The sequence below is a fragment of the Halogeometricum pallidum JCM 14848 genome (assembly GCF_000337095.1).
Taxonomy (GTDB): Archaea; Halobacteriota; Halobacteria; order Halobacteriales; family Haloferacaceae; genus Halogeometricum; species Halogeometricum pallidum.
In genome coordinates, this window is record NZ_AOIV01000001.1 from 1 (window position 1) to 23,202 (window position 23,202).

Annotated in this window: 27 protein-coding genes and 1 pseudogene; 15 read left to right on the plus strand and 13 right to left on the minus strand. The window is 67.7% G+C overall.

The window, feature by feature from the left end; translation table 11 throughout:
* Positions 1 to 238 precede the first annotated feature (238 nt).
* Positions 239 to 1,399, minus strand: coding sequence for a M24 family metallopeptidase (locus tag C474_RS00005; protein ID WP_008382704.1), 1,161 nt, complete (start codon positions 1,397 to 1,399; stop codon positions 239 to 241).
* 95 nt (positions 1,400 to 1,494) lie between these two features.
* Between C474_RS00005 and C474_RS00010 the strand changes: the two genes are divergently transcribed.
* The 5 genes from C474_RS00010 to C474_RS00030 all read left to right on the plus strand — a co-directional run bounded on the left by C474_RS00010 (position 1,495) and on the right by C474_RS00030 (position 5,292).
* Positions 1,495 to 2,313 (plus strand): COX15/CtaA family protein, encoded by an 819-nt coding sequence (locus C474_RS00010; RefSeq protein ID WP_008382706.1) that lies wholly within the window; start codon positions 1,495 to 1,497, stop codon positions 2,311 to 2,313.
* Positions 2,314 to 2,527: 214 nt separating this feature from the next.
* Positions 2,528 to 3,448, plus strand: a complete 921-nt coding sequence (locus C474_RS00015) for a transporter substrate-binding domain-containing protein (RefSeq protein WP_049916604.1) — start codon at positions 2,528 to 2,530, stop codon at positions 3,446 to 3,448.
* A gap of 39 nt (positions 3,449 to 3,487) precedes the next feature.
* A complete protein-coding gene (locus C474_RS00020; RefSeq protein WP_008382709.1) occupies positions 3,488 to 4,318 on the plus strand; it encodes an amino acid ABC transporter permease in 831 nt (276 codons plus the stop codon).
* Positions 4,315 to 5,046 (plus strand): amino acid ABC transporter ATP-binding protein, encoded by a 732-nt coding sequence (locus C474_RS00025; protein ID WP_008382712.1) that lies wholly within the window; start codon positions 4,315 to 4,317, stop codon positions 5,044 to 5,046. Before C474_RS00020 ends, C474_RS00025 begins: the two co-directional genes overlap by 4 nt.
* A 57-nt stretch (positions 5,047 to 5,103) precedes the next feature.
* On the plus strand, positions 5,104 to 5,292 hold the full coding sequence (locus C474_RS00030) for a hypothetical protein (RefSeq protein ID WP_049916605.1): 189 nt from the start codon (positions 5,104 to 5,106) through the stop codon (positions 5,290 to 5,292).
* 18 nt (positions 5,293 to 5,310) lie between these two features.
* On the opposite strand, the gene C474_RS00035 is transcribed toward C474_RS00030, so the two are convergent.
* The 3 genes from C474_RS00035 to C474_RS00045 form a co-directional block, all read right to left on the minus strand.
* Positions 5,311 to 6,372 carry a zinc-binding dehydrogenase gene (locus tag C474_RS00035; RefSeq protein WP_008382715.1) on the minus strand — a complete coding sequence of 354 codons (1,062 nt, stop codon included), beginning with the start codon at positions 6,370 to 6,372 and terminating at the stop codon, positions 5,311 to 5,313.
* 74 nt (positions 6,373 to 6,446) lie between these two features.
* The gene (locus C474_RS00040; RefSeq protein WP_008382717.1) at positions 6,447 to 7,394 is read right to left on the minus strand and encodes a TIGR03557 family F420-dependent LLM class oxidoreductase; all 948 of its coding nucleotides are present in this window, start codon (positions 7,392 to 7,394) and stop codon (positions 6,447 to 6,449) included.
* 105 nt (positions 7,395 to 7,499) lie between these two features.
* A complete protein-coding gene (locus tag C474_RS00045; RefSeq protein ID WP_008382719.1) occupies positions 7,500 to 9,002 on the minus strand; it encodes a replication factor C large subunit in 1,503 nt (500 codons plus the stop codon).
* A gap of 204 nt (positions 9,003 to 9,206) precedes the next feature.
* Here C474_RS00045 and C474_RS00050 point away from each other — a divergent pair, with 204 nt between their 5' ends.
* Positions 9,207 to 9,986 carry an SDR family NAD(P)-dependent oxidoreductase gene (locus tag C474_RS00050; RefSeq protein WP_008382722.1) on the plus strand — a complete coding sequence of 260 codons (780 nt, stop codon included), beginning with the start codon at positions 9,207 to 9,209 and terminating at the stop codon, positions 9,984 to 9,986.
* Between the two features lie 14 nt (positions 9,987 to 10,000).
* Here the strand turns inward: C474_RS00050 and C474_RS00055 are convergent, their stop codons facing one another.
* The gene (locus C474_RS00055) at positions 10,001 to 10,996 is read right to left on the minus strand and encodes a potassium channel family protein (RefSeq protein WP_008382724.1); all 996 of its coding nucleotides are present in this window, start codon (positions 10,994 to 10,996) and stop codon (positions 10,001 to 10,003) included.
* Between the two features lie 196 nt (positions 10,997 to 11,192).
* On the opposite strand from C474_RS00055, the gene C474_RS00060 reads away from it, so the two are divergent.
* The 5 genes and pseudogenes from C474_RS00060 to C474_RS23240 all read left to right on the plus strand — a co-directional run bounded on the left by C474_RS00060 (position 11,193) and on the right by C474_RS23240 (position 13,145).
* Positions 11,193 to 11,954, plus strand: a complete 762-nt coding sequence (locus tag C474_RS00060) for a hypothetical protein (protein WP_008382726.1) — start codon at positions 11,193 to 11,195, stop codon at positions 11,952 to 11,954.
* Between the two features lie 74 nt (positions 11,955 to 12,028).
* On the plus strand, positions 12,029 to 12,481 hold the full coding sequence (locus C474_RS00065; RefSeq protein ID WP_008382729.1) for a pyridoxamine 5'-phosphate oxidase family protein: 453 nt from the start codon (positions 12,029 to 12,031) through the stop codon (positions 12,479 to 12,481).
* Positions 12,482 to 12,526: 45 nt separating this feature from the next.
* Positions 12,527 to 12,787, plus strand: coding sequence for a hypothetical protein (locus C474_RS22955; RefSeq protein ID WP_239640354.1), 261 nt, complete (start codon positions 12,527 to 12,529; stop codon positions 12,785 to 12,787).
* A 16-nt stretch (positions 12,788 to 12,803) separates the two neighbouring features.
* Positions 12,804 to 12,920: pseudogene (locus C474_RS22960) on the plus strand (GNAT family N-acetyltransferase); the annotation flags it as partial.
* A 93-nt stretch (positions 12,921 to 13,013) separates the two neighbouring features.
* The gene (locus C474_RS23240; RefSeq protein WP_008382732.1) at positions 13,014 to 13,145 is read left to right on the plus strand and encodes a hypothetical protein; all 132 of its coding nucleotides are present in this window, start codon (positions 13,014 to 13,016) and stop codon (positions 13,143 to 13,145) included.
* Here the strand turns inward: C474_RS23240 and C474_RS00075 are convergent, their stop codons facing one another.
* Positions 13,146 to 13,661 (minus strand): GNAT family N-acetyltransferase, encoded by a 516-nt coding sequence (locus tag C474_RS00075; protein ID WP_049916606.1) that lies wholly within the window; start codon positions 13,659 to 13,661, stop codon positions 13,146 to 13,148.
* 48 nt (positions 13,662 to 13,709) lie between these two features.
* Positions 13,710 to 14,378, minus strand: a complete 669-nt coding sequence (locus C474_RS00080) for a metal-dependent hydrolase (RefSeq protein WP_085944924.1) — start codon at positions 14,376 to 14,378, stop codon at positions 13,710 to 13,712.
* A gap of 145 nt (positions 14,379 to 14,523) precedes the next feature.
* Here C474_RS00080 and C474_RS00085 point away from each other — a divergent pair, with 145 nt between their 5' ends.
* Together C474_RS00085 and C474_RS21830 are read left to right on the plus strand one after the other, a co-directional pair.
* Positions 14,524 to 15,231, plus strand: coding sequence for a helix-turn-helix domain-containing protein (locus tag C474_RS00085; RefSeq protein ID WP_008382739.1), 708 nt, complete (start codon positions 14,524 to 14,526; stop codon positions 15,229 to 15,231).
* Positions 15,232 to 15,332: 101 nt separating this feature from the next.
* Positions 15,333 to 15,650, plus strand: a complete 318-nt coding sequence (locus C474_RS21830; RefSeq protein WP_085944926.1) for an ArsR/SmtB family transcription factor — start codon at positions 15,333 to 15,335, stop codon at positions 15,648 to 15,650.
* Between the two features lies 1 nt (position 15,651).
* Here C474_RS21830 and C474_RS00095 read toward each other — a convergent pair whose 3' ends face one another.
* The 6 genes from C474_RS00095 to C474_RS00120 all read right to left on the minus strand — a co-directional run bounded on the left by C474_RS00095 (position 15,652) and on the right by C474_RS00120 (position 21,660).
* The gene (locus C474_RS00095) at positions 15,652 to 15,951 is read right to left on the minus strand and encodes a hypothetical protein (RefSeq protein WP_008382743.1); all 300 of its coding nucleotides are present in this window, start codon (positions 15,949 to 15,951) and stop codon (positions 15,652 to 15,654) included.
* 120 nt (positions 15,952 to 16,071) lie between these two features.
* Positions 16,072 to 17,409, minus strand: a complete 1,338-nt coding sequence (gene hmgB, locus C474_RS00100; RefSeq protein ID WP_008382745.1) for a hydroxymethylglutaryl-CoA synthase — start codon at positions 17,407 to 17,409, stop codon at positions 16,072 to 16,074.
* A gap of 163 nt (positions 17,410 to 17,572) precedes the next feature.
* Complete coding sequence (locus C474_RS00105; RefSeq protein WP_049916607.1) at positions 17,573 to 19,309, minus strand: hypothetical protein; 1,737 nt, start codon at positions 19,307 to 19,309, stop codon at positions 17,573 to 17,575.
* A gap of 96 nt (positions 19,310 to 19,405) precedes the next feature.
* Positions 19,406 to 19,996, minus strand: coding sequence for a DUF2150 family protein (locus C474_RS00110; RefSeq protein ID WP_008382750.1), 591 nt, complete (start codon positions 19,994 to 19,996; stop codon positions 19,406 to 19,408).
* A gap of 155 nt (positions 19,997 to 20,151) precedes the next feature.
* Positions 20,152 to 21,000, minus strand: a complete 849-nt coding sequence (locus C474_RS00115) for a TatD family hydrolase (protein ID WP_008382752.1) — start codon at positions 20,998 to 21,000, stop codon at positions 20,152 to 20,154.
* A gap of 72 nt (positions 21,001 to 21,072) precedes the next feature.
* Positions 21,073 to 21,660: an NYN domain-containing protein gene (locus C474_RS00120; protein ID WP_008382754.1), complete on the minus strand. Its 588-nt coding sequence runs from the start codon at positions 21,658 to 21,660 to the stop codon at positions 21,073 to 21,075.
* Between the two features lie 202 nt (positions 21,661 to 21,862).
* On the opposite strand from C474_RS00120, the gene C474_RS00125 reads away from it, so the two are divergent.
* Positions 21,863 to 22,132: a hypothetical protein gene (locus tag C474_RS00125; RefSeq protein WP_049916608.1), complete on the plus strand. Its 270-nt coding sequence runs from the start codon at positions 21,863 to 21,865 to the stop codon at positions 22,130 to 22,132.
* A 284-nt stretch (positions 22,133 to 22,416) separates the two neighbouring features.
* A complete protein-coding gene (locus C474_RS00130) occupies positions 22,417 to 23,199 on the plus strand; it encodes a YhjD/YihY/BrkB family envelope integrity protein (protein ID WP_008382757.1) in 783 nt (260 codons plus the stop codon).
* Positions 23,200 to 23,202 lie beyond the last annotated feature (3 nt).

Below are 23,202 nucleotides of genomic sequence, written 5' to 3' on the forward strand. Positions count from 1 at the left end.
GCCACGCCCGGCGAGTACGCTAAGGAGAGGTCTCGCTGCGTGTTCGTCGGTTTCGTCGTCGAAATCTCGATTTTACCCGGCGGCTCTTCGCGGTGATACTCCCGCGCGTCGTCGTCTAATCCCATGCCCGAGGGCACCCGTGGAACCGTGAAAAAGCTACCGTACTGTCGAAAAAGACTTCGACAGACGACGAAACAATACTCGCTGGCGAGTACTCCTTTACTCCGAACCGCTCCCGCTACTCCGCGTCGAGGTGGAGTATCTCGTGTCGTTCGACGGCGAACTCGTGGTCCCACGCCGTGACCGTACGGGTGGGCCACTCGCCCGTCGCTGTCAGCACCTCCGCGCCGTCATCGGCGACGAGGACGGTATCTTCGGATTTCGCGCCCCGTATCGTCGGGTTGTACGCGTACGCCATCGGCGTCTCCACCGGGGCATCCTCGCCGGGCGAGGCGAACCACTCGCGGCCGGCGTAGCCCGCGGCCCCGCCCTGGTGGTGTTCGCGCCACTCCTCGGGGTAGTCGACGTGTTCGTAGGCGGCCATGATGTTGTCGAAGACGCCGTCGGCGGTGCCGTCGAGTCGCGCGACGGCCCGCGTCGCCGCCAGCGCACTCGTCTCCACCTGCTGAGCCTTCCGGTGGCGTTCGGCCAACCACTCCGGCGGGTCGAAGGCGACGGTTCGGGTCGTGCTCGCGTGCAGACCGCCGCGTTCGGCCGTCACCGACAGCAGAGCGTAGTCGCCCAACTCCGCGTACGTCGGGGTGTAGTGGCGGTACGTCTGCGCCCGTTCGGCGCCGCCGACGAGGACGACGGGCGCCTCGATGCCCCGCGTCGCCAACGCTATCTTCAGCGCCGCGGCCACCTCGTGTTCGGTGTCCCCCGGTTCGAGTTCGCGCGCGACCCGTTCGACGGCGTCCGCCGTCTCGCGTCCGAGTTCGCGGTAGCGTTCGACGTCCGTCTCCGAGAGCGGTTGGCGGAGTTCGGCCGCGTCCACCGAGTCGAGTCCGGGCACCTCGAAATCCGCCGCGCCCTCTCCCTCGGTCTCGCCGGCGACGCCGTCGGCCAGCGACGACTCGTACCAGTTCGTCTGCCGCACGTCGAACGCCTCGGGCACCTCCTCGTCGGCGAGGCGGTTCGCCTCGATGTTGTCGGTGACGACGACCCACCCGTCCTCGCGGTCGTAGCCCGCGGCGGCGACGCCCAGGTCAGCGCCCCGACTGACGACATTGCTCCCGCCGGTGAGCCACGAGAAGGAGTTCGGCTCCGCGAACCAGACCGCGTCGAGTTCCTCCCGGTCGAGATACTCCTCCAATCGCTCCCGCCGGTCGTCGAGGTGGTCGGTGACGATGTCGCGTTCGCTCCCGGTCGCTTCCGAACCGGAGTCGCCTTCGTCGGTCATACGCGACCGTTCCCACGGGAGCCATTGAAACGTTCCGGTGGTTCGCGCGTCTGCGGAGAGAGGGGTTCAAGTGGACGCGACCCCGAGAGCGGAATATGAACACTCGCCTCCGACGCCTCGTGGCACTCACCGTGCCGCTCACGGGCTTTCTGATGGTACTCGGGGTGTACACCGCCGCCGCCGGCGCCGGCCTGACGTGCGCCGGGCGGTGGCCGTTCTGCGACGGCTTCTTGGGGCTGTTCCCGGCCAACTGGAGCAGCTTCATCGAATGGTTCCACCGACTCGTGGCGATGCTCGTCGGCTTTCTCATCCTCGGCACCACGATTCAGGCGTGGCGGGCCGGCGTCGACAGTCGCGTCCGTCGGTCACTCGCCCTCGCCACCATCCTCCTTCCCTCGCAGATTATCCTCGGCGCGCTGACCGTGACGACGTACGAGTGGGTCGTCCTCTCGGCGCACTTCGTTACGGCGTCGACCATCTACACCGCCGTCGTTCTCGCCTTCGCGCGGGCGTACGAACCCCCCGCCGCCGGCGAACTCCGCCGCGCCCTCGGGGGTGCCGCCGTCGGCGTCGCCGCCCTCGTCGTCCTCGCGCCCCACGCGTTCCTCCCGTTCGGCGCGAACCTCCAGGCCGTCTACTACACGCTCGGACTCGTCGCCTACGGCGTTCTCGTCGCCGCCACCGCGTGGCTCGGTTCGGGCGACGGCGCCGGCCGCGTCCGCCTCCTGACGGGGAGCGCCGCCCTCCTCCTCGTCGCCCTCCTCGTCCTCGGGCGACAGGTGTACAGCGGGGGACTGGAGTACGTCTCCGTCGCCGGCACCCTCCTCGTCCTCGGCCTCGTCGCCGCCGCGGCGTACGCCCTCCGCGACCGTCCGACGCGGCAGTCCCGCGGCGTCCCCGGCGGGAGCGACTGACCGCCGGGTGGTCCGGCCGCGGGCCTTCTTCGTCCATCGACGCCGTACGGTCGCCGGTCCGTACGGTCGCACGAACTCGACCGTGCCAATTCTCGAATCGCCAGTTCTGGTCGGTCGCGGTACCCGATGTTCCGTCTCTCGGCGCGATTGTTGGATACCTCGCGTTCGCCGAATCGAAGAGGTGTTATACCAGGGTCGGTTACGGACGGGTGTTATGGACAGACGTGCTTATCTGAAAACCGGTGCCGGAGTGGTCGCTGGCGGTCTCTTCGCGGGTTGTACGGGTGGTAACGGGGACGGCGAAGGGTCGACCGAGACGGCGACGTCTGAGGCGACAACCGGCGCCGAGGGGACGGGAGACGGAACCGAGACGGGAACCGAGTCCGGCAGCGAGGGCGACGTCGTACCGGACAACGTCGTCATCGGGTCGGACATTCCGTACCGACCGTTCGAGTATGAGACCACCTCGGGCGAACTCACCGGCTTCGACGTCGACATCGCGAAGGCCATCTTCGAGGAGCAACTCGGGACGAGTTACGAGTTCAAGCCGACGAGCTTCGACTCGATCATCCCCTCGCTGAAGAACAACAACTTCCGCATCATCATGTCGGCGATGACCATCAACGACGAGCGCGCCAAGCAGGTCGACTTCTCGGACCCCTACTTCACCGCGTATCAGACCGTCATCGTCCGGCAGGACAGCGACATCCAGACGAAAGAGGACCTCCGCGGGAAGACCGTCGGCGTCCAGAAGGGGACCACCGGCGCCGACGCCGCCCAACAGCTAAAGTCCGAGTTCAACGGCGAGTTGGAACTCAACCAGTACGACCAGGTCACCGGGGCGTTCCAAGCGCTCATCAACGGACAGGTCGTCGCCGTCATCAACGACAACACGGTCAACGCCGAGTTCGTCAACAACCAGGGCGAAGGGCAGGTCCGCTTCCTCAAGGGGGAGGGTGCGGCCGCCGAGTCCGGCGAGAACGCTCCCGACTACCTCACGCTCACCGTCGAGAACTACGGCATCGCGTTCCGTCAGGACGACGACGAGTTCCGCAAGCGAGTGAACGAGGCGCTCGCCGCCATCCAGGAGAACGGGACGTACGACGAGATATACGCCGAGTACTTCGAGGGCTGAACGCGGCCCCCGTTACTGACGTAGATATCCGAACTACCAATGGCTGATACATACTCCGGCGCGACCGCCGACGAGGGCGACCGCGGGAGCGGCGGGTTAGTCGACGACACGACGCTGAAGTGGCTCGGCGTGGGGCTATCGAGCCTGTTCGCGCTCGCCGTCTTGGCGCTCGTCGTCTACATTATCACGACGCAGGTCGACTTCGCGCTGATGCGGACCGTCCTGCCGCAGTTCGTCTCGGCGTACCTGCTGGTGCTCCAAATCGTCGTCATCGGGGGCGTCCTCTCGGTGACCGCGGGCGTGTTCGTCGGCCTCGCGCGCGTCTCGAAGACGTCGATAACGAACGGCATCGCGACGGCGTACGTCCAGTTCTTCCGCGGAACGCCGCTGCTGTTCCAGATATTCGTCATCTACTTCGGTATTCCGACGCTGTGGCCCGGCACCTTCCCCGTGCAGAACTGGGGATTCCCGACGGCCATCATCGCGTTGACGCTCAACCACGCCGCGTACGTCGGCGAGGCGGTCCGCGGCGGTATCGACGCCGTCCCCGACGGCCAGATGGAGGCCGCGCGGTCGCTCGGGATGGGCTACATCCAGGGGATGCGCGAGGTGGTCGTCCCGCAGGCGTGGCGCAACGCCCTCGCGGCCATCGGCAACGACCAGGTCATCCTCGTGAAGGACACCTCGCTTCTCACCATCATCGCCATCCCCGAACTCATGCAGCAGTTCCGGAGCGTCAACAGCGCGACGTTCGACGCGTGGACGCCGCTCGTCCTCGTCGCCATCGCGTACCTCTCCATCACGCTCCCGCTGATGCGACTCGTGAGCTATTTGGAGGACCGCTCGGACTGGGGAGGTGACAGCCAGTGAACCCCCTCTTGGAGTTCGACGAGGTGAACAAGTACTTCGGCGAGACGCACGTCCTGAAGGACGTCTCGCTCGATATCGAGGACCAGGACGTGACCGTCGTCGTCGGCCCCTCCGGGTCCGGAAAGTCGACGCTCCTGCGCTGTGCCAACCGCCTCGAAGAGATTCAGGGCGGGGAGATTCGCCTCGACGGCGAGTCCATCTCCGACCCGAAGGCCGACATCAACGTCCTCCGCCAGCGCATCGGCATGGTGTTCCAGTCGTTCAACCTCTTCCCGCACAAGACGGCCCTGGAGAACGTGACGCTCGCGCCGCGGAAGGTCCGCGGACTCGACGACGACGTCGCCGAGGCGCGCGGCGAGGAACTCCTCGACCGCGTCGGTCTCAGCGCCCAACTGAACTCCTACCCGAACCAGCTATCCGGGGGCCAACAACAGCGCGTCGCCATCGCCCGCGCGCTGGCGATGGACCCGAAGGTGATGCTGTTCGACGAGGTGACGAGCGCGCTGGACCCCGAACTGGTGGGGGAGGTGCTCGAAGTGATGCGGACGCTCGCCGACGAGGGGATGACGATGATGGTCGTCACCCACGAGATGGGGTTCGCCCGCGAGGTGGGCGACCGAATCGTCCTCATGTCCGACGGTCGCATCGTCGAGACCGGAGAACCGAAGCAGTTCTTCGAGAGCCCCGAGACCGACCGCGGCAAGCGGTTCCTCTCGAAGATTCTCTAAATGCAAAAAGTAATAATCTGCGACACGTTCATCTGCTCGGACGACGATACTTCGGCTATGAACGCCCTCACTCCCCGCTCGCGCTCCGAGCGGCAGACGAAAACCCTGAGAAAATCCGTCCTCTTCTGTCCCGACTGCGACCGCGCGGCGCCGCTGGACGACTGGTCGCACACCGACGACGCCGGCGACGAGACCGTCTCGTGTCCCGACTGCGAGGCGTCGCTGGCCGTCGTCCGCATCGCCTGATTTTCCCGGTCGCGCCGTTCAGAACGTCATCACTTCGACGCCGACGGTGTCGTAGTCGCTCATCGCCGCCAGCCGGTCCGGTATCTCGTCGAGCGACACCTCTCGTGTCACGAGAGCGCCGGGGTCGACGGCGTCCGAGGCGAGCAGCGACAGCAGGTCGTCGGCGCTCGTCGGCGGCATCCCGCGCGCGCCGAGGAACGACACCTCGTGTCTGGTCATCCAGTCGGTCGGCAGCGACACCTCCCCCTTCTCCTCGTCGGTGGTCAGCCCCACCTGCACGTGCGCCCCGCGGGGTCTGACACAACGGACGGAGTTACGACAGGTCTCAGCGACGCCCAACGCGTCGAGCGAGACGTGCGCGCCGCCGTCAGTAACGGCGCGAACCTCCTCGACGGCGTCGGCCTCGGAAGCGTCCACCAGTACCTCCGCCCCGAGGTCCGCCGCCGCGTCTAAGGCGGACTCCCGCACGTCGACGGCGACGACGCGCGCGCCGAGGACGCGGGCGACCTGAACGGCCGAGAGGCCGACGCCGCCGCATCCGTGGACGGCCACCCACTCGCCCGCGCCGAGGCCGGCCCGCGCGTTCAGCGCGTTGTAGGCGGTCATGAACCGACAGCCGAGGGCGGCCACGTCCCGCGAGTCGACGCTGTCGGGGAGATGGAGGGCGTTGTAGTCGGCCGACGGGAGGTGGACCCGTTCGGCGAACGCCCCCTGCGCGGACCGCTCGAAGCCGAGGGCGTGCGGGTGGTCGCCGGTGCAGACGTTGCCGTGGCCGGTCCGGCAGTAGCCGCAGGACCCGCAGGCGAGGTTGAACGGTAGGGCCACGCGGTCGCCCTCCGCGACGGTCCTCACGCGGTCGCCCGCCTCGACGATGCGGCCGGCGGGTTCGTGCCCGAGAATCTGTCCGGGGTCCACCGCGTCGTCGGCCCACTCGCCGTGGCCCATCCAGGCGTGCCAGTCGCTGCGGCAGATGCCGCAGGCCTCCACCTCGACGACGACCCCTTCGGGGTCGGCCGTCGGTTCGGGCGCGTCTTCGATGCTCAGCGGTTCGCCGTGTTCGCGGAGGACTGCGGCGCGCATACGCACGAGTCGGAGGCGATGCAAAAAGAGACCCCGGTCGGGAAGTGCGACGGAACGAACGCGTTACGCCGCGCTCACCGGAACGAGGGGAGGACTTCCTCCTCGTAGAACTCGAAGAACGCCTCCTGGTCGTCGCCTATCTGGTGGAAGTAGACGTGGTCGTACCCCGCGTCGAGACACTGTTGGATGCTGTCGATGTGCTCCTGCGGGTCGGTGCTGGTGAGGGTCGACCCCTCCCGGACCGTCTCCTCGGTCACCATCTGACTCGCCTGATCGAAGTGCTTCGGCGTCGGGAGTATCTGATTGAGTTCGCCCGGCAGCGCCGACTGCCGCCAGTTCTCGTGGGCCGTCTTCACCGCCTCGTCCTCCGAGTCCGCGACGCACATCGTCAACTGCGTCATCTTCGGGCCGTCGCCGTCGAACTCCTCGACGACGTCCTGCGGGCCGACCGACCAGAAGCCGTCGCCGATGTCGCCCGCCCGCCGCGCGGACTCCTCGCCGAACGCCGAGACGACGAGCGACGGCAGTTCGTCGGGCAGGGTGTACAGGCGGGCGTTCTCGACGGTGTAGTGCTCGCCGTGGTGGCTCACCTGCTCGCCCGTCCAGAGGCTCTTCATGACGTCGACGGCCTCCTCGAGCATGTCCATTCGCACGTCGTGTTCGGGCCAGTGCTCGCCCGTGACGTGTTCGTTGAGGGCCTCCCCGGAGCCGACGCCGAAGTAGAACTCCCGGCCGTCGAGCATCTCCTTGGTCGTCGCCGCCGCCTGCGCGACGTTCACGGGGTGGATGCGGACGGTGGGACAGGTGACGCCGACGCCGAGGTCGATGTCCTCGGTCGCCGCCGCGACGCCGCCGAGCGTGTTCCAGACGAACGGCGACTCGCCCTGCTCGGCCAGCCACGGGTGGAAGTGGTCGGACGCGGAGAGGAAGTCGTAACCGCGCGACTCGGCCTCCCGCGCGAGTTCGACCAGTTCGCTCCCGGCGAACTCCTCGCTCGACAGAGTGTATCCGAATTCTGTCATGATTTCGGCTTCTCGCGGGTGTTCGATAAATGAAGTGGCAGAACACTCATGCACCGTCTCGCCGACGGCGGCCGGTTCGTCGGGAGGCGGACCCCTGGGCGGCGGTCAGAAGAAGTCGTCCAGTCCCGACTGGTCGTCGTCCTCGGCGTCCGAGTCATCCGCGTCGTCGTCCGCCTCGTCGTCGGCGTCGCGGTCCAACACGTCGCCGTCGCGTTCCCCGCCGGACCCCTCGTCCGGTCCGTCGCCGCTCTCGTCCTCGCTTTCTCCCTCCGCCGTCGCGTCGTCGGGGACGGACCCGGCGAACGCGCCGCCGGTGTGAGCTTCCATCTCCACCTCGCGCATCTCCGCGGCGTCCTCGACGATGGACTGCACCTTGTTCGTCGTCTCGCCGCTCCCGGTGACGAAGGAGACGGCCGACTCGTCCAGGTCGTACCACGCGGCCATGGCGACGGTCACGTCCCGCGGCTTGCAGTGGTGCGTGATGGCCGCGAGGAAGGGGAGCACGTCGCGCCGGGCGGTGCCCATCGAGAACCCGCCCGACTCGGCTATCTTGCGGACCACGTCGTCGCGCGTCTTGTCCCGGGTCGACCGGTACGGCGCGCCGCCGTACCGCGTCCACCCGCCGTAGGTTCCGTCCCGCGCGGCGGCGACGCCGGCGGCGACGTTGTCCCCCGCGTACCGCCAGTAGGAGTAGTCCTGCGTGGCCATCACGCGGCCCAACCAGACGTCGGCGTTGGCGAGGAACTCGTAGGCGCGGGCGAGTTCCTCGTCGTCGTACACCAGCGAAACCTTGTCCTCGATCCACTTCACCTGGTTGTCGGGCGTCTCGTCCACCGCGTACGACGACTGGAGGGCCTCGCGAGCCGAATCCTCCTTCAGCACCGAGTCGATGTACTCAAACAGGCCGATTGCGCTGTCGCGCGCGGCCGTCACGACGTCCTCGACGGCGAGGCGTTCGGTCCCCTCGGCGGCCGCCTGCAGGTCGTTGACCGCCGACCGAAGGTCCCCGGAGTTCACCTCCGCGATGCGGTCGAGGGCGTCGTCGTCGAACTCGATTCCCTCCTTGCGGAGGATGTCGCGGAGGACGGGGACGATAGAGCGCGCGGAGACGTCGCGGAACTCTATCTCCCGTGCGGCGTTGCGCAGACCGTTCGACATGTCGTAGTACTCGTTGGCGATGAGGACGATAGGCTGGTTCGACTCCTTGACGAGGCGGGTGACCGCGCCCGCGCCGCCGCGGTCGTAGTTGCCGTGGATGTTGTCCGCCTCGTCGAGGATGACCAACTGTCGCCCCTCCCGTTCGCCGTTGGCGTCGCCCGCCGCCGCGCCCGCCAGCGTCGCGTTCTTCGCGGCCCGACCGGCGAAGCGTTCGATGACGTCGGCCGTCCGCTGGTCGGAGGCGTTCAACTCGACCGTCTCCCACCCCATGTCGGCGGCGAGAGCGTGCGCGGCGGACGTCTTGCCGACGCCGGGCGCGCCGTGGAGGACGACGGCCTCGCGGTGGTCGCCCCACGTCTTCCCCCACTCGGCGAACGCGTCGCGGGCCTTGTTGTTCCCGCGGACCTCCGCCAGCGTCGACGGTCGGTACTTTTCCGTCCAGTCTGCCATTATAGGACGGTGGTCGGAGCCGCGTTTAGTGGTTGCGGAGCGTCAGTCCCGGTGTCACCGACCGGGAGTCGGCGGGACGGGTCGTTCCGCGCACTCCTCGGCCGCCTCTTTCAGTCGAGTCGCGGAGCGAACCCCGAGCCACGTACCGGTATTTCTTTGCGACGGACGACGCGAACACGGTTAACGCGAGTGTGTAATCACGAAATGGATGAAACAATCGACGAGCGAACGGCGATAGTCACCGGGTCGAGCAGAGGAATCGGAAAACACGTCGCGAAGCGATTCGCGGCGGACGGCGCGAACGTCGTGGTCTGCTCGCGGTCGCTGGAGGACTGCGAAGCGGTCGCGGCGGAGATAGAGTCCGACGGCGGGTCGGCCCACGCGGTCGAGGTCGACGTGAGCGAGAAGCCGTCGGTCGAAAACCTCATCGAGGAGGCCGTCGACCGGTTCGGCCGACTCGACGTGATGGTGAACAACGCCGGCATCAACATCCGCGGCCCCGCCGAGGACATCACCCCCGAGGAGTGGCAACAGGTCCTCGACGTCAACTTGACCGGCGTCTTCTTCTGCGCGCAGGCGGCCGGCGAACGGATGATAGAACAAGGCGACGGCGGCAGCATCGTCAACATCTCCAGCATGATGGGAAGCATGGGCCAGCAGGACCGGACGCCCTACAACACGACGAAAGGCGGCGTCAACAACCTCACGCGCTGTCTCGCCGTCGAGTGGGCGGAGCACGACATTCAGGTGAACGCCCTCGCGCCGGGGTACATAGAGACCGAGATGGTCGAACAGGCGCAGGAGGACGCCGACTTCGACAGAGAGGACGTCCAGAACCGAACGCCGCTCGGCCGGTTCGGCACGCTCGAGGAAATCGCGAACTGCGTCTCCTTTCTCGCCTCGAACGACAACTTCGTCACCGGAGAGGTGCTCACCGCCGACGGCGGCTGGTCGGCCTTCGGGTGGGGCTGTAAGGACGACTGAGGCGGATACGCTCCTCACTCCCGGTTCGGCCACTCGCGGGCGTCGGACTCTATCAGGCCGCGCAACTGCCGTCGCCGCCATCCTATCTCCGCGAGCGAGTCGGCGAACTCCTCGTCGGACGCCGCGGGAATCCCGGCGTCGCGGAGCGACTCGATGGAGGGGGCGGGCGGCGGGTCGTCCGCCGGTTCGACGAACGCCTCTTCGAGTAGCGAGAGGTAATCCTCCACGCTCGACCGAGCGCTGTCGACGATGACGTCGGCGGGTTCCCCCTCCTGCGATGTCCCGAAGCGGAGGAGGGTCAGCAACTCGTCGAGGTGGACGACGCTGACGGCGGGGGCGTTTCTGGCTCGCTCGCTGTGGAAGTGGTGCACGACGGGGTACGCCTTGTGGTTCGCCACGAGGGTGTCGAGGTCCGACGCCAGCGAGTTCAGCGGGAGGTCGAGCCCGCGGAACTCCTCGCCGTTCCACGCGTTCCGCAGTATCTCGTGGCTCCGGTCGCCGAGGCCGCTCACCCCGCTGGCGAACGCGCGCTTCTGCGTGACCGCGTCCAGCACCGAGAGGATGTACGTGACCATCAGCGTCACGAACAGCATCCCCGAGGCCGTCGTCAGCGCGGTCGCCACCTGCCAGACGCCGCCGTTCGGGGTGAAGTCGCCGTTCCCCATCGTGAACAGCGTGTAGCCGACGAAGTAGAACCGCTCGGCCCAGTCGATGGGACCGTTCTGACGGGTGTCAACGAGGGCGGCGTCGCCGCCGGCGAACAAAAGCATCCACCCACCCCAGAGGAGCGCTATCCAGACGAGGAGGCCGACGACGAGTATCGTCGGCCCCGCGAGGGTCAACGGCCGGTGTCGGTCGCCGAACGCGCGTCGGAACAGGGTCCAGATGGCCTCCATCAGCCGCGAAGTGAGGGGACCGGCGCCGCCTTGGACCCACAGCGTCGTCCAGAGGACGTCGACGGTCACCGCGAGGACCGAGAGCGCTCCCGCGACGAGATAGACCGGGTTCATCGTTCCTCCGACTCCGCCGCACCGTCTCTCCGAACCGCAGATTCGAGGGGTTCGCCGCGCGCTCCGAGCGTTCGTGAACGCATGGTCGGTCGTTCGGCGTCGCGGCCGAAAAAGCGTCTGGCGGGTCCCTCCGCTCCGGACGGCCGGTTCGTCCCGGCCCCCGGTGTTATCCGTCCGACCCCCGAACTCATCGGCCGTGTTCCCGACGCTCGGCGTCCTCTGCGCCGTCGCCTTCGCCGCGGTGCACGTCTTCGCCGGTAAACTCCGGTTTCTGCGGGCCGTCCCGCGCAGTCGGTGGCTCTCCGCGGCGGGCGGCGTCTCCGTCGCCTACGTGTTCGTGCACGTCTTCCCCGAGATAACCGAGCACCACGCGCGGTTGACCGAGGGGCCCGCGGCGGCGAGCCCCCTCCTCGCCACCCTCACCGAACACGCCGTCTTCCTCGCGACGCTCGCCGGCTTCACCGCCTTCTACGGCCTCGAACAGTTCGCCAGGCGGTCCGGCTCCGCCCGCGACGGCGGTTCGGGGTCGTCGGAATCGTCGGAGTCGTCGGCGGCAACGGGCGCCTTCTGGGTCCACGTGGGGTCGTTCGCGGCGTACAACGGCCTCGTCGGCTACCTCCTCCTCCACCGCGAGGAGGCGGGCGCCGCGAGCCTCCTCCTGTACGCGGTGGCCATGGCCGTCCACTTCGTCGTCACCGACTACGGCCTGCGCGACCACCACCGAGATACCTACGACCGCGTCGGGCGCTGGGTGCTCGCCGCCGCCGCCCCCGCGGGCGTCGGCGTCGGCTTCTTCGTCGACGTTCCCGAGGCGGTGCTGTCGCTGCTGTTCGCGTTCCTCGCCGGCGGCATCGTCCTCAACGTCATCAAAGAGGAACTCCCCGAGGAGCGAGAGAGCCGCTTTTGGACGTTCGCCGCCGGACTCGTCGGCTACACCGTGGTCCTCCTCGTCGTCTGAGCGTCGGGCGGGGTACTCTCAGCTCGCGAGATTCATCACGGACTGTTATGCTAGTGGAGCGCGTACCGTCGGCTATGTCAGACCAATCCGTCGCCATGAGTCGCGAAGAGGTACGAGCGTTCCTCGGGTCTGGTGGCACCGGCGTCGTCGCGTTCGCCAAGGACGACGAGTCGTACGCGATTCCGGTCTCCTACGGCTTCGACCCCGAGGAGGAACGGGTGTACCTGCGCCTCGCGTTCGCCCCCGAATCAGAGAAGCGGAAGTTCGTCAACGCCACGAGCCTCGTCTCCCTCGTCGTCGACGAGGAGACGCCGGAGGGATGGAAGTCCGTCGTCGTCCGCGGCCACCTCGCGGAGGTGACCGAGGCGGCACTCGACTCCACCGTCGTCGAGGCGATGCGGACGATGGACATCCCGTTCGTCACCATCTACGACCGCCCCTCCGCGGAGTTGGAGTTCGAGATGTACCGCCTCGAACCCGAGGAACTCACCGGTCGCAGGGAGAAGCCCTCGCGCGGTATCGAGTGACACACGCGGGACAGCTTCTTTTCGGCGAACTCACATCTCGGTAGTGTGTTTCCCGTCGAGATTCGCACCGACCGGCTCAGCCTCCGCCGCGCGACGCGCGAGGAGGTTTCCACGCTGGAGTGCTACGACTACTGCCGCGAGGGCGCCGAGGACATCGACGAGGTGACCCGGTACGTCCCGTGGGACCCGCACGCAACGCCGAAGGAGACGCTCGCTTTCTCGCCGCCTGCGAGGAGCGCTGGGACGACGGCGAGGCGGCCGAGTACGCCGTCAGACTGCGCGACACCGGCGAACTCCTCGGCATGACGGGTATCGACTGCGACTGGAAACACGACGCGGCGAGACCCGGTTCTGGCTCCGCAAGCCGTTCTGGGGGCGCGGCTACTCCGGCGAACGCGCCCGCGCCCTCCTGACGCTGGCGTTCGACCGCCTCGACTTCGGCCTCGCCGCCGTCGGCGTCGCCGCGGACAACCGAAAGTCCCGCCGGGCCGTCGAGAAGTACGTCGATGACGCGGGCGGCCGCTTCGAGGGCGTGATTCGACGCGGCCTCCCCCTCGCGGACGGCGACGTGCGCGACGAGGCGCGCTACAGCGTTTCACAAGAGGAGTGGCGCGAGGTGGGCGGCGCCGACGACTCGGTTCGGGTCGTCGAATCGCGGGAGTGACTACAGGTCGCGTGCGACCATCTCGCCCCAGTGTTCGAACCCGTAGCGCTCGTAGAACGACTGCGCCCGGTCGTTCTCGCGGTCCACGTCCAGTACCATCCGGTCCAGCGGGAGGTCCTGTTCGCGGGCGCAGTCGACGGCGGCGTCCATCAGGCCGTCGGCGACGCCCGACCCCCGACGCTCGGGGGCGACGAATATCTCGTTGAGGACGGCGGCGTCCCACACGAACGACAGCGACTCGGGGAGCAGAAAGGAGTAGCCGACGAGTTCGGCGTCCGCCGTTTCGGACTCCGCGCCGGCAACGGCGACGTTCACGCACGCCGCGTCCTCGTCGACGCAGCGGTCCACCCAGTCGAGCCATCGCTCCCGGTAGCCGTCGGTGAGTTTCGCCTCGTACGCCTCCGCCTTGTCGGCGGGACCGGTATCCTCTCCGATGCCGAGTTCGAAGCCGCGCTTCAGTTGCCACAATCGCTCGGCGTCGTCTCTCTCGTACGGTCGGATCGTCGCGTCGGTCATCGGTTCGTCGTCGGCGGAGAGGGACAAGAACGCGCCGATACCGCGCGGCTACTCGCCGAGCAGTCGCGCCAGCGACCGGCCGCCGCCCAGCCGAATCGCCACCACGACGGTCGAGACGAGAACCAAGGCGAAGCGGAATCCAGCCATCGCCACCGGGAAGAGCCGTTCGACGCGGCCCTCCTCGACGGTTCGCTCCACCCCGCGCGTAGGCGCGGCGTCCAGCACCGTTCGGAACCGGAAGTTGGCCGTCGTCCGCGTCGGTTTCGGCTCCGGGGGGGAGAGGTCGACGAACGTCTGCACCCATCCCCGGTCGGTGGAGTAGTACAACTCCCCGTTGAACACGTAGAAGCGGTCGTGGAGGGGGTACAGGGCGTTGACGCCGCCGAGAAACAGGTCCGGGAGGATGCCGGCTCCGAGGAGGCAGAACGCGCCCACCCACGCCACCTTCAGTCCCCGGACGCCGTAGCGGCGGCGGAGCGCGGAGGCGGCGCCGCGCCGGGTGTCCCAGAGGAGGACGGCGAAGACGAACGCCGGGAGCAACAGCGTGTGTCCGAGCGAGCGGTGCGCGCCCGGCAGCACCGGTTCGGCCAGCACGTCCAGGTCCGGGAGGGCGGTGAAGCCGAAGACGACGAGCGCGCTCCGCCGGTCGAACTCCTCGCCCAGGAGGGCGGCCCCGACGAGTCCGGCTATCGCGAGGTGGACGACGGTGGACGGCATGGCCGTGAGTGACGCGGAGGAGCTCTTAACCTTCCCGCCCGGTCGCTCGTCGTTCGTCGAACCCCACTTTCGATATTCTTTTGCGTCGCAGTCGCGCAGAGGGCAGTAGAATGGACCGGTACGACCGAGGCGCGGGAGGGTCCCGATGACGGACGTTCCGCGCGACGAACTCGCGCGACGCATCGCCGGCGAGATAACGCTGAGCGACGACGCGGGTGCGACGCTCCGCAAGTGGCGCACGGACTTCGACATCTCCCAGACCGTGCTCGCCGAGGAACTCGACGTGTCGTCGTCGGTCATCTCCGACTACGAGAGCGGGCGGCGCGAGAGCCCCGGCATCGGCGTCGTCCGCCGGATGGTGGAGGCGCTCCTCGATATCGACGAGTCGCGCGGCGGCAGTCGCATCCGGCAGTACGCCCGCGTCATCTCCGCGGGGTTCGAGAGCGACATCGTCCAGGACCTCCGCGAGTACCCCACCTCGGTGCCGCTGGAACGCCTATACGAGGTGATGGACGCGACCGAACTCGTCCGCGGCGACCACGATCAGGTGAGCGGCCACACGGTCATCAACAGCATCGAGGCCATCACGCGCCTCTCCTCCGAGGAGTTCTACCGCCTGTACGGCCAGTCGACGAGTCGCGCGCTCGTGTTCACGCACGTCAGCCGCGGGGAGTCGCCGCTCGTGGCGATGCGCGTCGTGAACCCGACGCCGAACGCCGTCATCCTCCACGGGTTGGAGGAGGAGGACCTCTGGGAGCACGCCGCCGCCCTCGCGGGCATCGACGGTTTCTCGCTCGCCATCTCGAACCGCGACCTCGACGCGATGCTCGAAGACCTGCGCACTCTCTCGTAAGCCTCCCTACTCTTCTCCCCGACTCGTCGTCGCGTCCGCCCCCACCTCGCCGCCGAGCGGAGGCCGCCGGACTCTTGTGTGCATCACCCGTGCGTGAACCCGTGCCACACGCTGACGCGGGGGGGTTACTCGATTTGTTGGGCGACCAGTCGGTCCGGGAGATACTCGTGCACACCAGCGAACGTCCGCGTTCCGCGAGAGAACTCGCCGCCGCGTGCGACGTGTCGAAACCGACCGTCTACCGGCGACTCGAAGCGCTCGAACGCCGCGACCTGCTGGCGCAGAAGACGCGCTACGACGCCGACGGCAACCACTACGCGGCGTACGCCTGCCGCCTCGAAGAAGTGACGTTCGGGGTCGACGCCGACGGACTCGCGGCCGACCTCGAGCGGGGCCGTCCGGTCGCCGCCGACGACTGAGTTACGCGTTCGAGTTCCTCGACTCCTGATTGAGCGAGAACTCCTCGGTGACGAGGATGTATCCGACCGCGAGCGCCGCGTATCCCAGCATGATGGGGACGTACCACTTCGGCGACACCGACGGCTGCAGGAACGCCGCCCAGTAGGCGACGGCCAGACTGCCGACGGCGAACGCCGCGGCCTGCCAGTGGCGCGCGACGTCGCGGGCGGCCGTTCGGAGATGCGATTCGTCCGACTCCGAGTTCCCGTCGTCCGCCGTCTCTTCCCTGGCGGACGTCTCGGCGGGAGTATTACCGGTCACGTACCGTCGGCGTGTAAAACCGTGATAGATAAAAGCTGCCGGGGCGACTTCACGGACTGAAGTCGACGGCGCGACGGATGGGCCGCGCGAGGGGGGGATGCCGTCGCCGCGGATGTTCAGCTACTCTATGTAGTCGTAGCGGCGTTCGTTCATCCGTCCCCATCCGGTGAAGACGAACTCCGACTCGGGGGGGCTGAACCGGTCGACGTCGGTCTCTTTCTCGTGGTTGTGCACGTCGTGGACGAGTTCGTACTCGTCGTAGGAGATGTCGTACCGGCGGGCGAGTTGGTCGTCCACCTCGATGTTCTCGACGTGTTCTTCCCAGCCTTCGACGACCGTCTCGGCGTGAATCTCCGCCTGCGCGCCGGAGCCGTACGACCCGACGAGCAACCGCTTGCCGGTCAGGTCGTGGCCCGATTCGAGGGCGTCGCGGAGCGCCGCGAGGCGGGCGATGTGGACCGACCCCGTGTACCAGTTGCCGACGTTGCGCGATATCTCCAGCGTCGGTTCGATGGTCCGACCGTACCACTCCCGGTAGTGGTCGGTCTCCTTCAGTTCGTCCATGTAGGCGCGGATGGCCTCCTCGTAGTCCTCTCGGGTGTCGTACGCCTCCTCGCGGGGTTGCATCCCGATCTCCTCGGCGAGTTCCTCCTCGACGTCGGTGTCGCGCGTCATGTGTCGGTAGCCGAGGACGGCCGCCTTCCGGACCATCCCCGGGAACGGCGTGTGGAACGGGATGTACTCGAAGTCGTCGGGGTGGGTGTCGCCCGAGACGGACTCGTAGTCCTCGAGGGCCTCGCGCATCCGCGCGAGGTACACCTGCACGGAGCGCTTGCCGTCGACGCTCGGGAACTGCTGGTTCGGCTTCAGGAAGTCCGTCTCGTCGGCGCTGCCGTAGCCCTGCTCGGTCGAGAGTTCGACGATGGAGGGATTTTCGGTGATGAGCATGGCGACGGCGCCGGCGCCCTGCGTCGCCTCGCCCGGGTCCCCGCGTTCGTACAGGGCGGTGTCGGTGGCGATGACGAGGGCGCCGAGGCCGCGGTTGCGGCCCGCCTTGATCCAGTTGTAGGCGTCGTCGATGCTCTGGGTGCCGGCGAGGCAGGCGAACTTCCGTTCGCCCTTGTTCGCGTGGTGGAAGTCGCCGTCGTACACCTGTTCGAGGCAGCCCGCGATGTACGTCGAGACGGGCTTCGAGTTGTCGAACGCCGACTCGGTGGCCACGTCGATGCGCCCGATGTCGTCGGGCGTCAGCCCCTTGCGGTCCATCAGGCGCTTGGCCGCGTTCGCCCCCATGGTGACGATGTCCTCGTACACGTCCGGGAACGACGAGGATTCGAGACCGAGCCCCTTCGTGTACTTCTCGGGGTCCTCGCCCATCGCCGGCGCGAACGTGTTCGGCAGGTCGAGTCTCAGCTTGCCCGTCCATATCTCGATGGCGTCGATGCCGACGGCTGTCATGGTTCTTCATTCCGAAGCCCGGCCATATGGGTTTGTCGATGAGGTGTTACGTCATCTGTCGAACCGAGTTCGGGGGAACCAACCGTTCCGCGGCGGGTCGGTGACGACCGCGACGACGCCGAGGAGGTGCCGCTTGGACTCGACTACTCCTCGGATTTTCCGCTCAGTAGGGATCGGTTGCGGTGACGGTGAACGTCTCCGCGTACGTCGTCCCGTCGATTTCGTACTCGACGGTCACGGTCACGTCGTGGTCCCCCACGTCCTGACCGTGCCCGCCGTTGTTCTGGAACTCGTAGAAGTAGACGGTCGTCTCCTCGTCCGCCCCGAGGGTAGCGCGGGAGGTGAGCGACTCGATACCCGAACCGAGGGCGTACTCGTCGCCGCTGTCGTCACCGGCCTCGTACCACCCGTCGTTCGCCTCCGGGTCGTTCTGGCCGTCGTCGTTCACGTCGAAGTACACCTCGTACTGGCCGTCCCCCTTTCCGCCGTTCGTCTCGTAGAGTTGCCGGACGCTGGATCTCGTCGTCGAGTCGACGGAGACGCCCGTTATCTCGGCGGCGGTCGACCCGTCGTTTCGGAGTACGAACTGGACGCCGCTGTCCGACCCGTAATTCGCCTTGCCCAGTCCGCTTCCCTCGACCACCGAGAGGGGCCCGTCTCCCTCTACGTACCCGTCGCCGCTACTGCCGTCGGAGTACACGCGTACGGTGTACTGCACGTTCTCCGGTCTCTCGGGATCGAACGACGGACTCGACGGGTCAGAGAGGTAACTGACGTTGATTGTCTCGGTTCCACCCTCTTCGGGCGCTTCGTAGACGAAGCGGTACCGACCCGGTTCGTCCGCGAACGGTCCGCGAATCCGCCCGTCCGTTGCCGAACTGTTCAGCGTGCTCGGGACGGATACGGGGTTGTTGTATTTATCGCGTACCTCGACGACGAACGCCGCGTGCTCGCCCGCCCGGAGGCCGGCGTCGATTCCCCCGACGCCCGTCAGGTACGCCGCCTCGGAGTCCTCGGACCCCGATCCGACGCGCACCCGCGAGGCGCTCAGTTGGTAGGTCACTCCCGGTTCGAGCGTGAGTTCGACGGTTCCCGGGGACGCCCCCTCGGACACGGCGAGGACGTGTCCGTCGCCGTCGCCGTGCATCTCGCCGGAGTCCCGCAGCAGTTTCCGCCAGTCGCTCTCGGAGAGATCAGTCGGTACGACGATGGTGAGCGGACCGGTCGAACTGTTCGTGACCGACATCGTCCGGGAAGACTGACTCACCACCTCGGGGTCGACGGCGAGCGCTCTGGACCCGCCGCGCGAGAGATTGCCGGTCAGCGTCACGACGGAGATGCGTTCGCCGGAGACGAGCGTCTGTCCGGTCCTCGGGAGGATGACCGTCTCGTTCCCCCGGTCGAAGCGGTTGTAGAGGACGCCGTTCTCGTACACCGTCGTCGGGGCGTTCCGAAGCTCGTGATACGACGGTCGGTAGGCGAGCGATTTCGTCGGATACCGGTGCGTCTCGTTCCAGAAGTCGGCGACGTCGCGGTAGTCGCCCGCCGCCGTGGTCGTATCGTCGGCTGTGATGTTCCGGAACGACATCGATCCGAGCGGCGACGTCGAGAGCGTTCCGCCCGGCGGCGAGGGGTTGACGAACATCGCCCGCGCGGGATACTCCGTCCCGAGTTCGACCGAGGCGGGCACCGATGACCCCGTCGAGGCCGTCCGCAGGATGCCGTTGCGCACCTCCTGCATATCGCTCACCGCGCGCTGGTTGTGTCGGAACTCGACGCGTTCGTTCTCCTGTGGGACCACCGTCGCCTGGTACATCGACAGCGAGACGACGAGAAACCCGAACAACAGCACCGCTCCGATCTGAACGGTGACCCCCCGGTCATCCCCCCCAAAGTCCATACATAGGATTGTATGACTGTCAGATAAAAGTATTCCTCTGGAGACCGGCGAGAGGCGCGGGCGCGCGACGCCCGGCGAAGGGCATCCGATGGCCCCTTACTCGTCTTCTTCTTCGACGACTTCGGGGTCGCTCATGGCGCTCTGAAGGCTGTCGAGGCCGTTGAGCCACTCGGAGACGAGCCCGTACTCGATCTCTTCGGCGACGGACATGTCGAGTTCGTCGCCCTCGATGATGCGCGTGCCCGCCTGCACGAGGTAGCCGAGCGCGGCGTCCAGGTCCTCCTCCTGTTCGGCCTCGGCGGCCACCTGCACGTACTCTTCGAGGGGGACTTTCTCGGCGGGGCCGGCGGCGATGTACTCCTCGGCGGCGTAGAAGACGCAGACGAGGCTCGTCTGGACGCCGTCGATGAGCATCACCTTCTCTTCGACGTCGTCGCCCTCGAAGGTGGGGTCCGAGAGGACAATTTCGCGCACGCCCTCTATCTCTTCGAGGGCGGCGTCCTCGGAGAGGGTCCCCTCCTCGTGGGCGGAGACGATCTTCGCCACCGCGATGGCGGCGTCGTCCTGTAAGTTCAAGAGCAGTCGGGCGGAGTCCTCGTTCTCCGGGTCGAGTTCCTCCTCCTCGACGCGCGAAATCCAGTTCTGCCAACGCTCTCTCGTGTAGTAGGTCTCCTCTGCCTCGGTCATGTCTCAACCATCCCGGTGGTCGTTCAAATGCCTTTCCTATATCCGCGGGTTCCGGGGACCGTACGCCAGCGACGGGTACGAGCGCCGACGGCGCCGAATCAGGCGTATACGCGCGTCACGGAGAGCGAGCGAGCCTCCATCGTACCGAGCGGGCGTCACCGCTCCAGCGTCCCGCGGGTGTCGATGCCGTACACGGCACGCGGGGTTTCGACGTGCGCCGTCTCCACGGCGTCGTCCCACCCCTCCTCCAGCATCCACCGCACCCGGCGCGGCACCGTCTTCGGGCCGAGGACCGCTCCCGGTCGGTCGACGTCGTCGACGAAGTCCGTCTCCATCAGGAAGGGATCCCCGCGTTCGGCCGCGGTTTCGATGCGGTCCTTCTCGCTCATCACGCTCGGCGTCGGCCCCGCGAGTCGCCCCGCCGCGTAGTGTTTCACCACCTTCTTCGGCGTCATCCCGGCGTCCGCGGCCCACTCGGCCACCTCGGTGAGGTCCTCCGTCGACTCGGTGTGGAGTTGGACGGCGCAGTCGAGGTCCGCGCCGAGGTCGAAGGCGTGCCGCATCACGTCGTTCGACGCCTCCCACACCTCGTCGGCGACCTCGTAGTGCGGCCGCCCCGACTTCAGACCGAGGGCGGCGCCGTCGCGGACGTACTCGGCCGCGAGGTCCAGTCCCGAGCGCATCACGTCGCGCGCCTCGTCCGCGGAGAGGTCGCGTTCGTCGACGAGGCGGGAGACGAGGCCGGGGTGAACGCCGAGGACGGGCCACGCTCGCCCCGGCAGTTCCTCGGTCGCCTCCGCGACGACGTCGATGGTCTCCTCGAAGACGGGGCGGAAGTCCTCGCGTTCGCTGACCTCGATGCCGAAGTGCCACGACGGGCGGTTTACCACCAGGAGGTGCGTGCCGCCGAGGCGCGCGAAGTCGCGGACGGCGTCGATACCCCGACCGTGGGTCGGGTCGAGATGTAAGTGGTCGTCGAGGACCGGCGTACCCAACTGTTCCATACGTCGGGGTCGGGCGGTCCGAGTAAAAGAGTGGTCGCTCTCGGCCCGCGGCCCGGAGTCGGCCGTCGCTCGCTACTCGTCGTAGCCGACCATCGACGGCCCCTCCTCGTCGTCGCCGAGGGTGACGCTCTCCGTCGCGGCGTTCCGGAGGGCGTCGGACCGGCCGAACGCGCCGGGCGCGATTGCCACGGTTCGCAGGCCGTAGGCGTTGGCCGTCTCGACGGCGGGCTTGAAGTCCGTGTCGCGGGAGGCGACGGCGACGACGTCCGCGCGACCCTCGACGGCGAACCGGGTCAGGTCGACGGCGAGGCGCACGTCCACGTCGCCGCTGGTGACGACCACCTCGAAGCCGCGCGCCTCGGCGGCCTGAATCAGCCCCGGAGTGGCGTGTTCGTCGAGGTAGAGGCGCGTGGCGGCGGGCCGGCCGAAGGCGGCGGCCGCCTCGCGCACGTCGTCTAAGTCCACCTCGAACTCGTCGCGGAGGACGTTTGGCCCGTCCACGAACAGGGCGACGCGCGGGGCGTCGGCGGATCGAGCGCTATCGTCGGTGCGGTCGTCGGCGGCGTCGGTGCGGGCGGCGTCGCCGGCGACCCCGGCGGCGTCCCCCGTCTCGGCTTCCGGGGCGTCATCGTCCCCGGAATCCCGTCGCGAGCGGTCCATGCGCGTTCGTTTCGTCCGAGCCAGAATAACCCCGCTGATTCGCGGAGCGCGGTTCCGGTGCGCGTTCGACGCCCGTTCCTCTCGTTCCGAACGACGCGACGAACGGACGGTTATACAGATTATATTACGACGTATGTACACTATATACCCCTTATGAGCTATTTTTATCTACCTATCTCGCACACAAGTTGATGACGTATGAATGAGTGTGGCAAAGACTGGGGAAACGTTCACCGTCGTCGGTGAGATGAACGCTCACGGCGCGTTGACCCTGCGAACCCACGAGACGAACGCGACCTACCACGTGGTCGAGTACGCTCGCGAGGGGCTCCGCGAGCGACTCGCCGGACTCCCGGCGGGAGCGCCCGTCACGATGGAGTTGACGCGGGCCGGCGCCCGAGGGGACGGATGGCGCGCCGACGGCGTGTATCTTCGAAACGACGCGGCCGGAGACGCGGCCGCAGGTGGGTGAGAAAACGAACGAATCGAACGAGTCGAACTCAACCACGAGTGGTCCCCGTCGTACCGCCACCGGAACGTCCGCCGACGTTCCACGTTTGTCTGTAACCGACCGTCCCTCCCGATACCTCCGAGGGAGCGTGCACATCCCGCCTGGTGCGTTCGCTCCCTCGCTTCCGTTCTGCGAACCCGTAACGTCGAGTCACCGCCGACGGCGCGCGAACGACGAACGATTCGAGCGACCGGACGGTCCCGACGACGGCACAGCGTTTTCAGGCCGCTTCCGCTAGGGCCGGTGTGTCACGACCGGACACCGCCGTCGAGACGGTACGGGCCGTCGCAGCGTCGTCGTACGAGCACCGGATACAGTATCCGGCGGCGGCGCTGGCGTACTACGCGTTCGCCTCGCTGCTCCCGGTGTTAGTGCTGCTGTTGGTCGCCGTCGGGAAGCCGGTCGTCGAACCGGTCCGGAACGCGACGGCTCACTTTCTCACCCCGCAGGCGCAGCAGTTGGTGTCGCGGGCGCTGTCGAACTCCACCGGGAAGGCCGGCGCGACGCTGTTCGCCGTCGTCGTCCTCGTCTGGAACGCGGCGAACGTCACCGCCGGCTTCGAGACCGTGGTCGCTCGCGTCGAGGACGCCGCCCACGAGTCGGCGGGGGGTCGACTCGTCGACGTGGTCGCCGTCCTCGGGTCGGTCGGACTGAGCGTCGCGGCGGTCGTCGCCGCGAGCACGCTCTTCGTCCTCCTACCCAGCGCCGTGCCCGCCGCGGCCGGCCTCGGCTTCCTGTTCGTCGCGCTCTCGGTCGTGCTCCTCCCCCTGTACTACGTCCCGACGAGCGAACTCCCCTCACCGACGGCGGCGCTCCCCGGGGCCGTCACCGCCGCTCTCGGATGGACGGTGTTGCTCGCTACCCTCCGCTTTTACATCGCGAACGCGGCCGCGTACGCGGTGTTCGGCGTTCTCAGCGTCGTCCTGCTCGTGCTTACGAGCCTCTACCTCGCCGCCGTCGTCATCATGCTCGGGTTCGTCGTGAACGCGACGCTCTCGGCGGAGACCACCGCCGCGAGTTCGGCGTGAGGA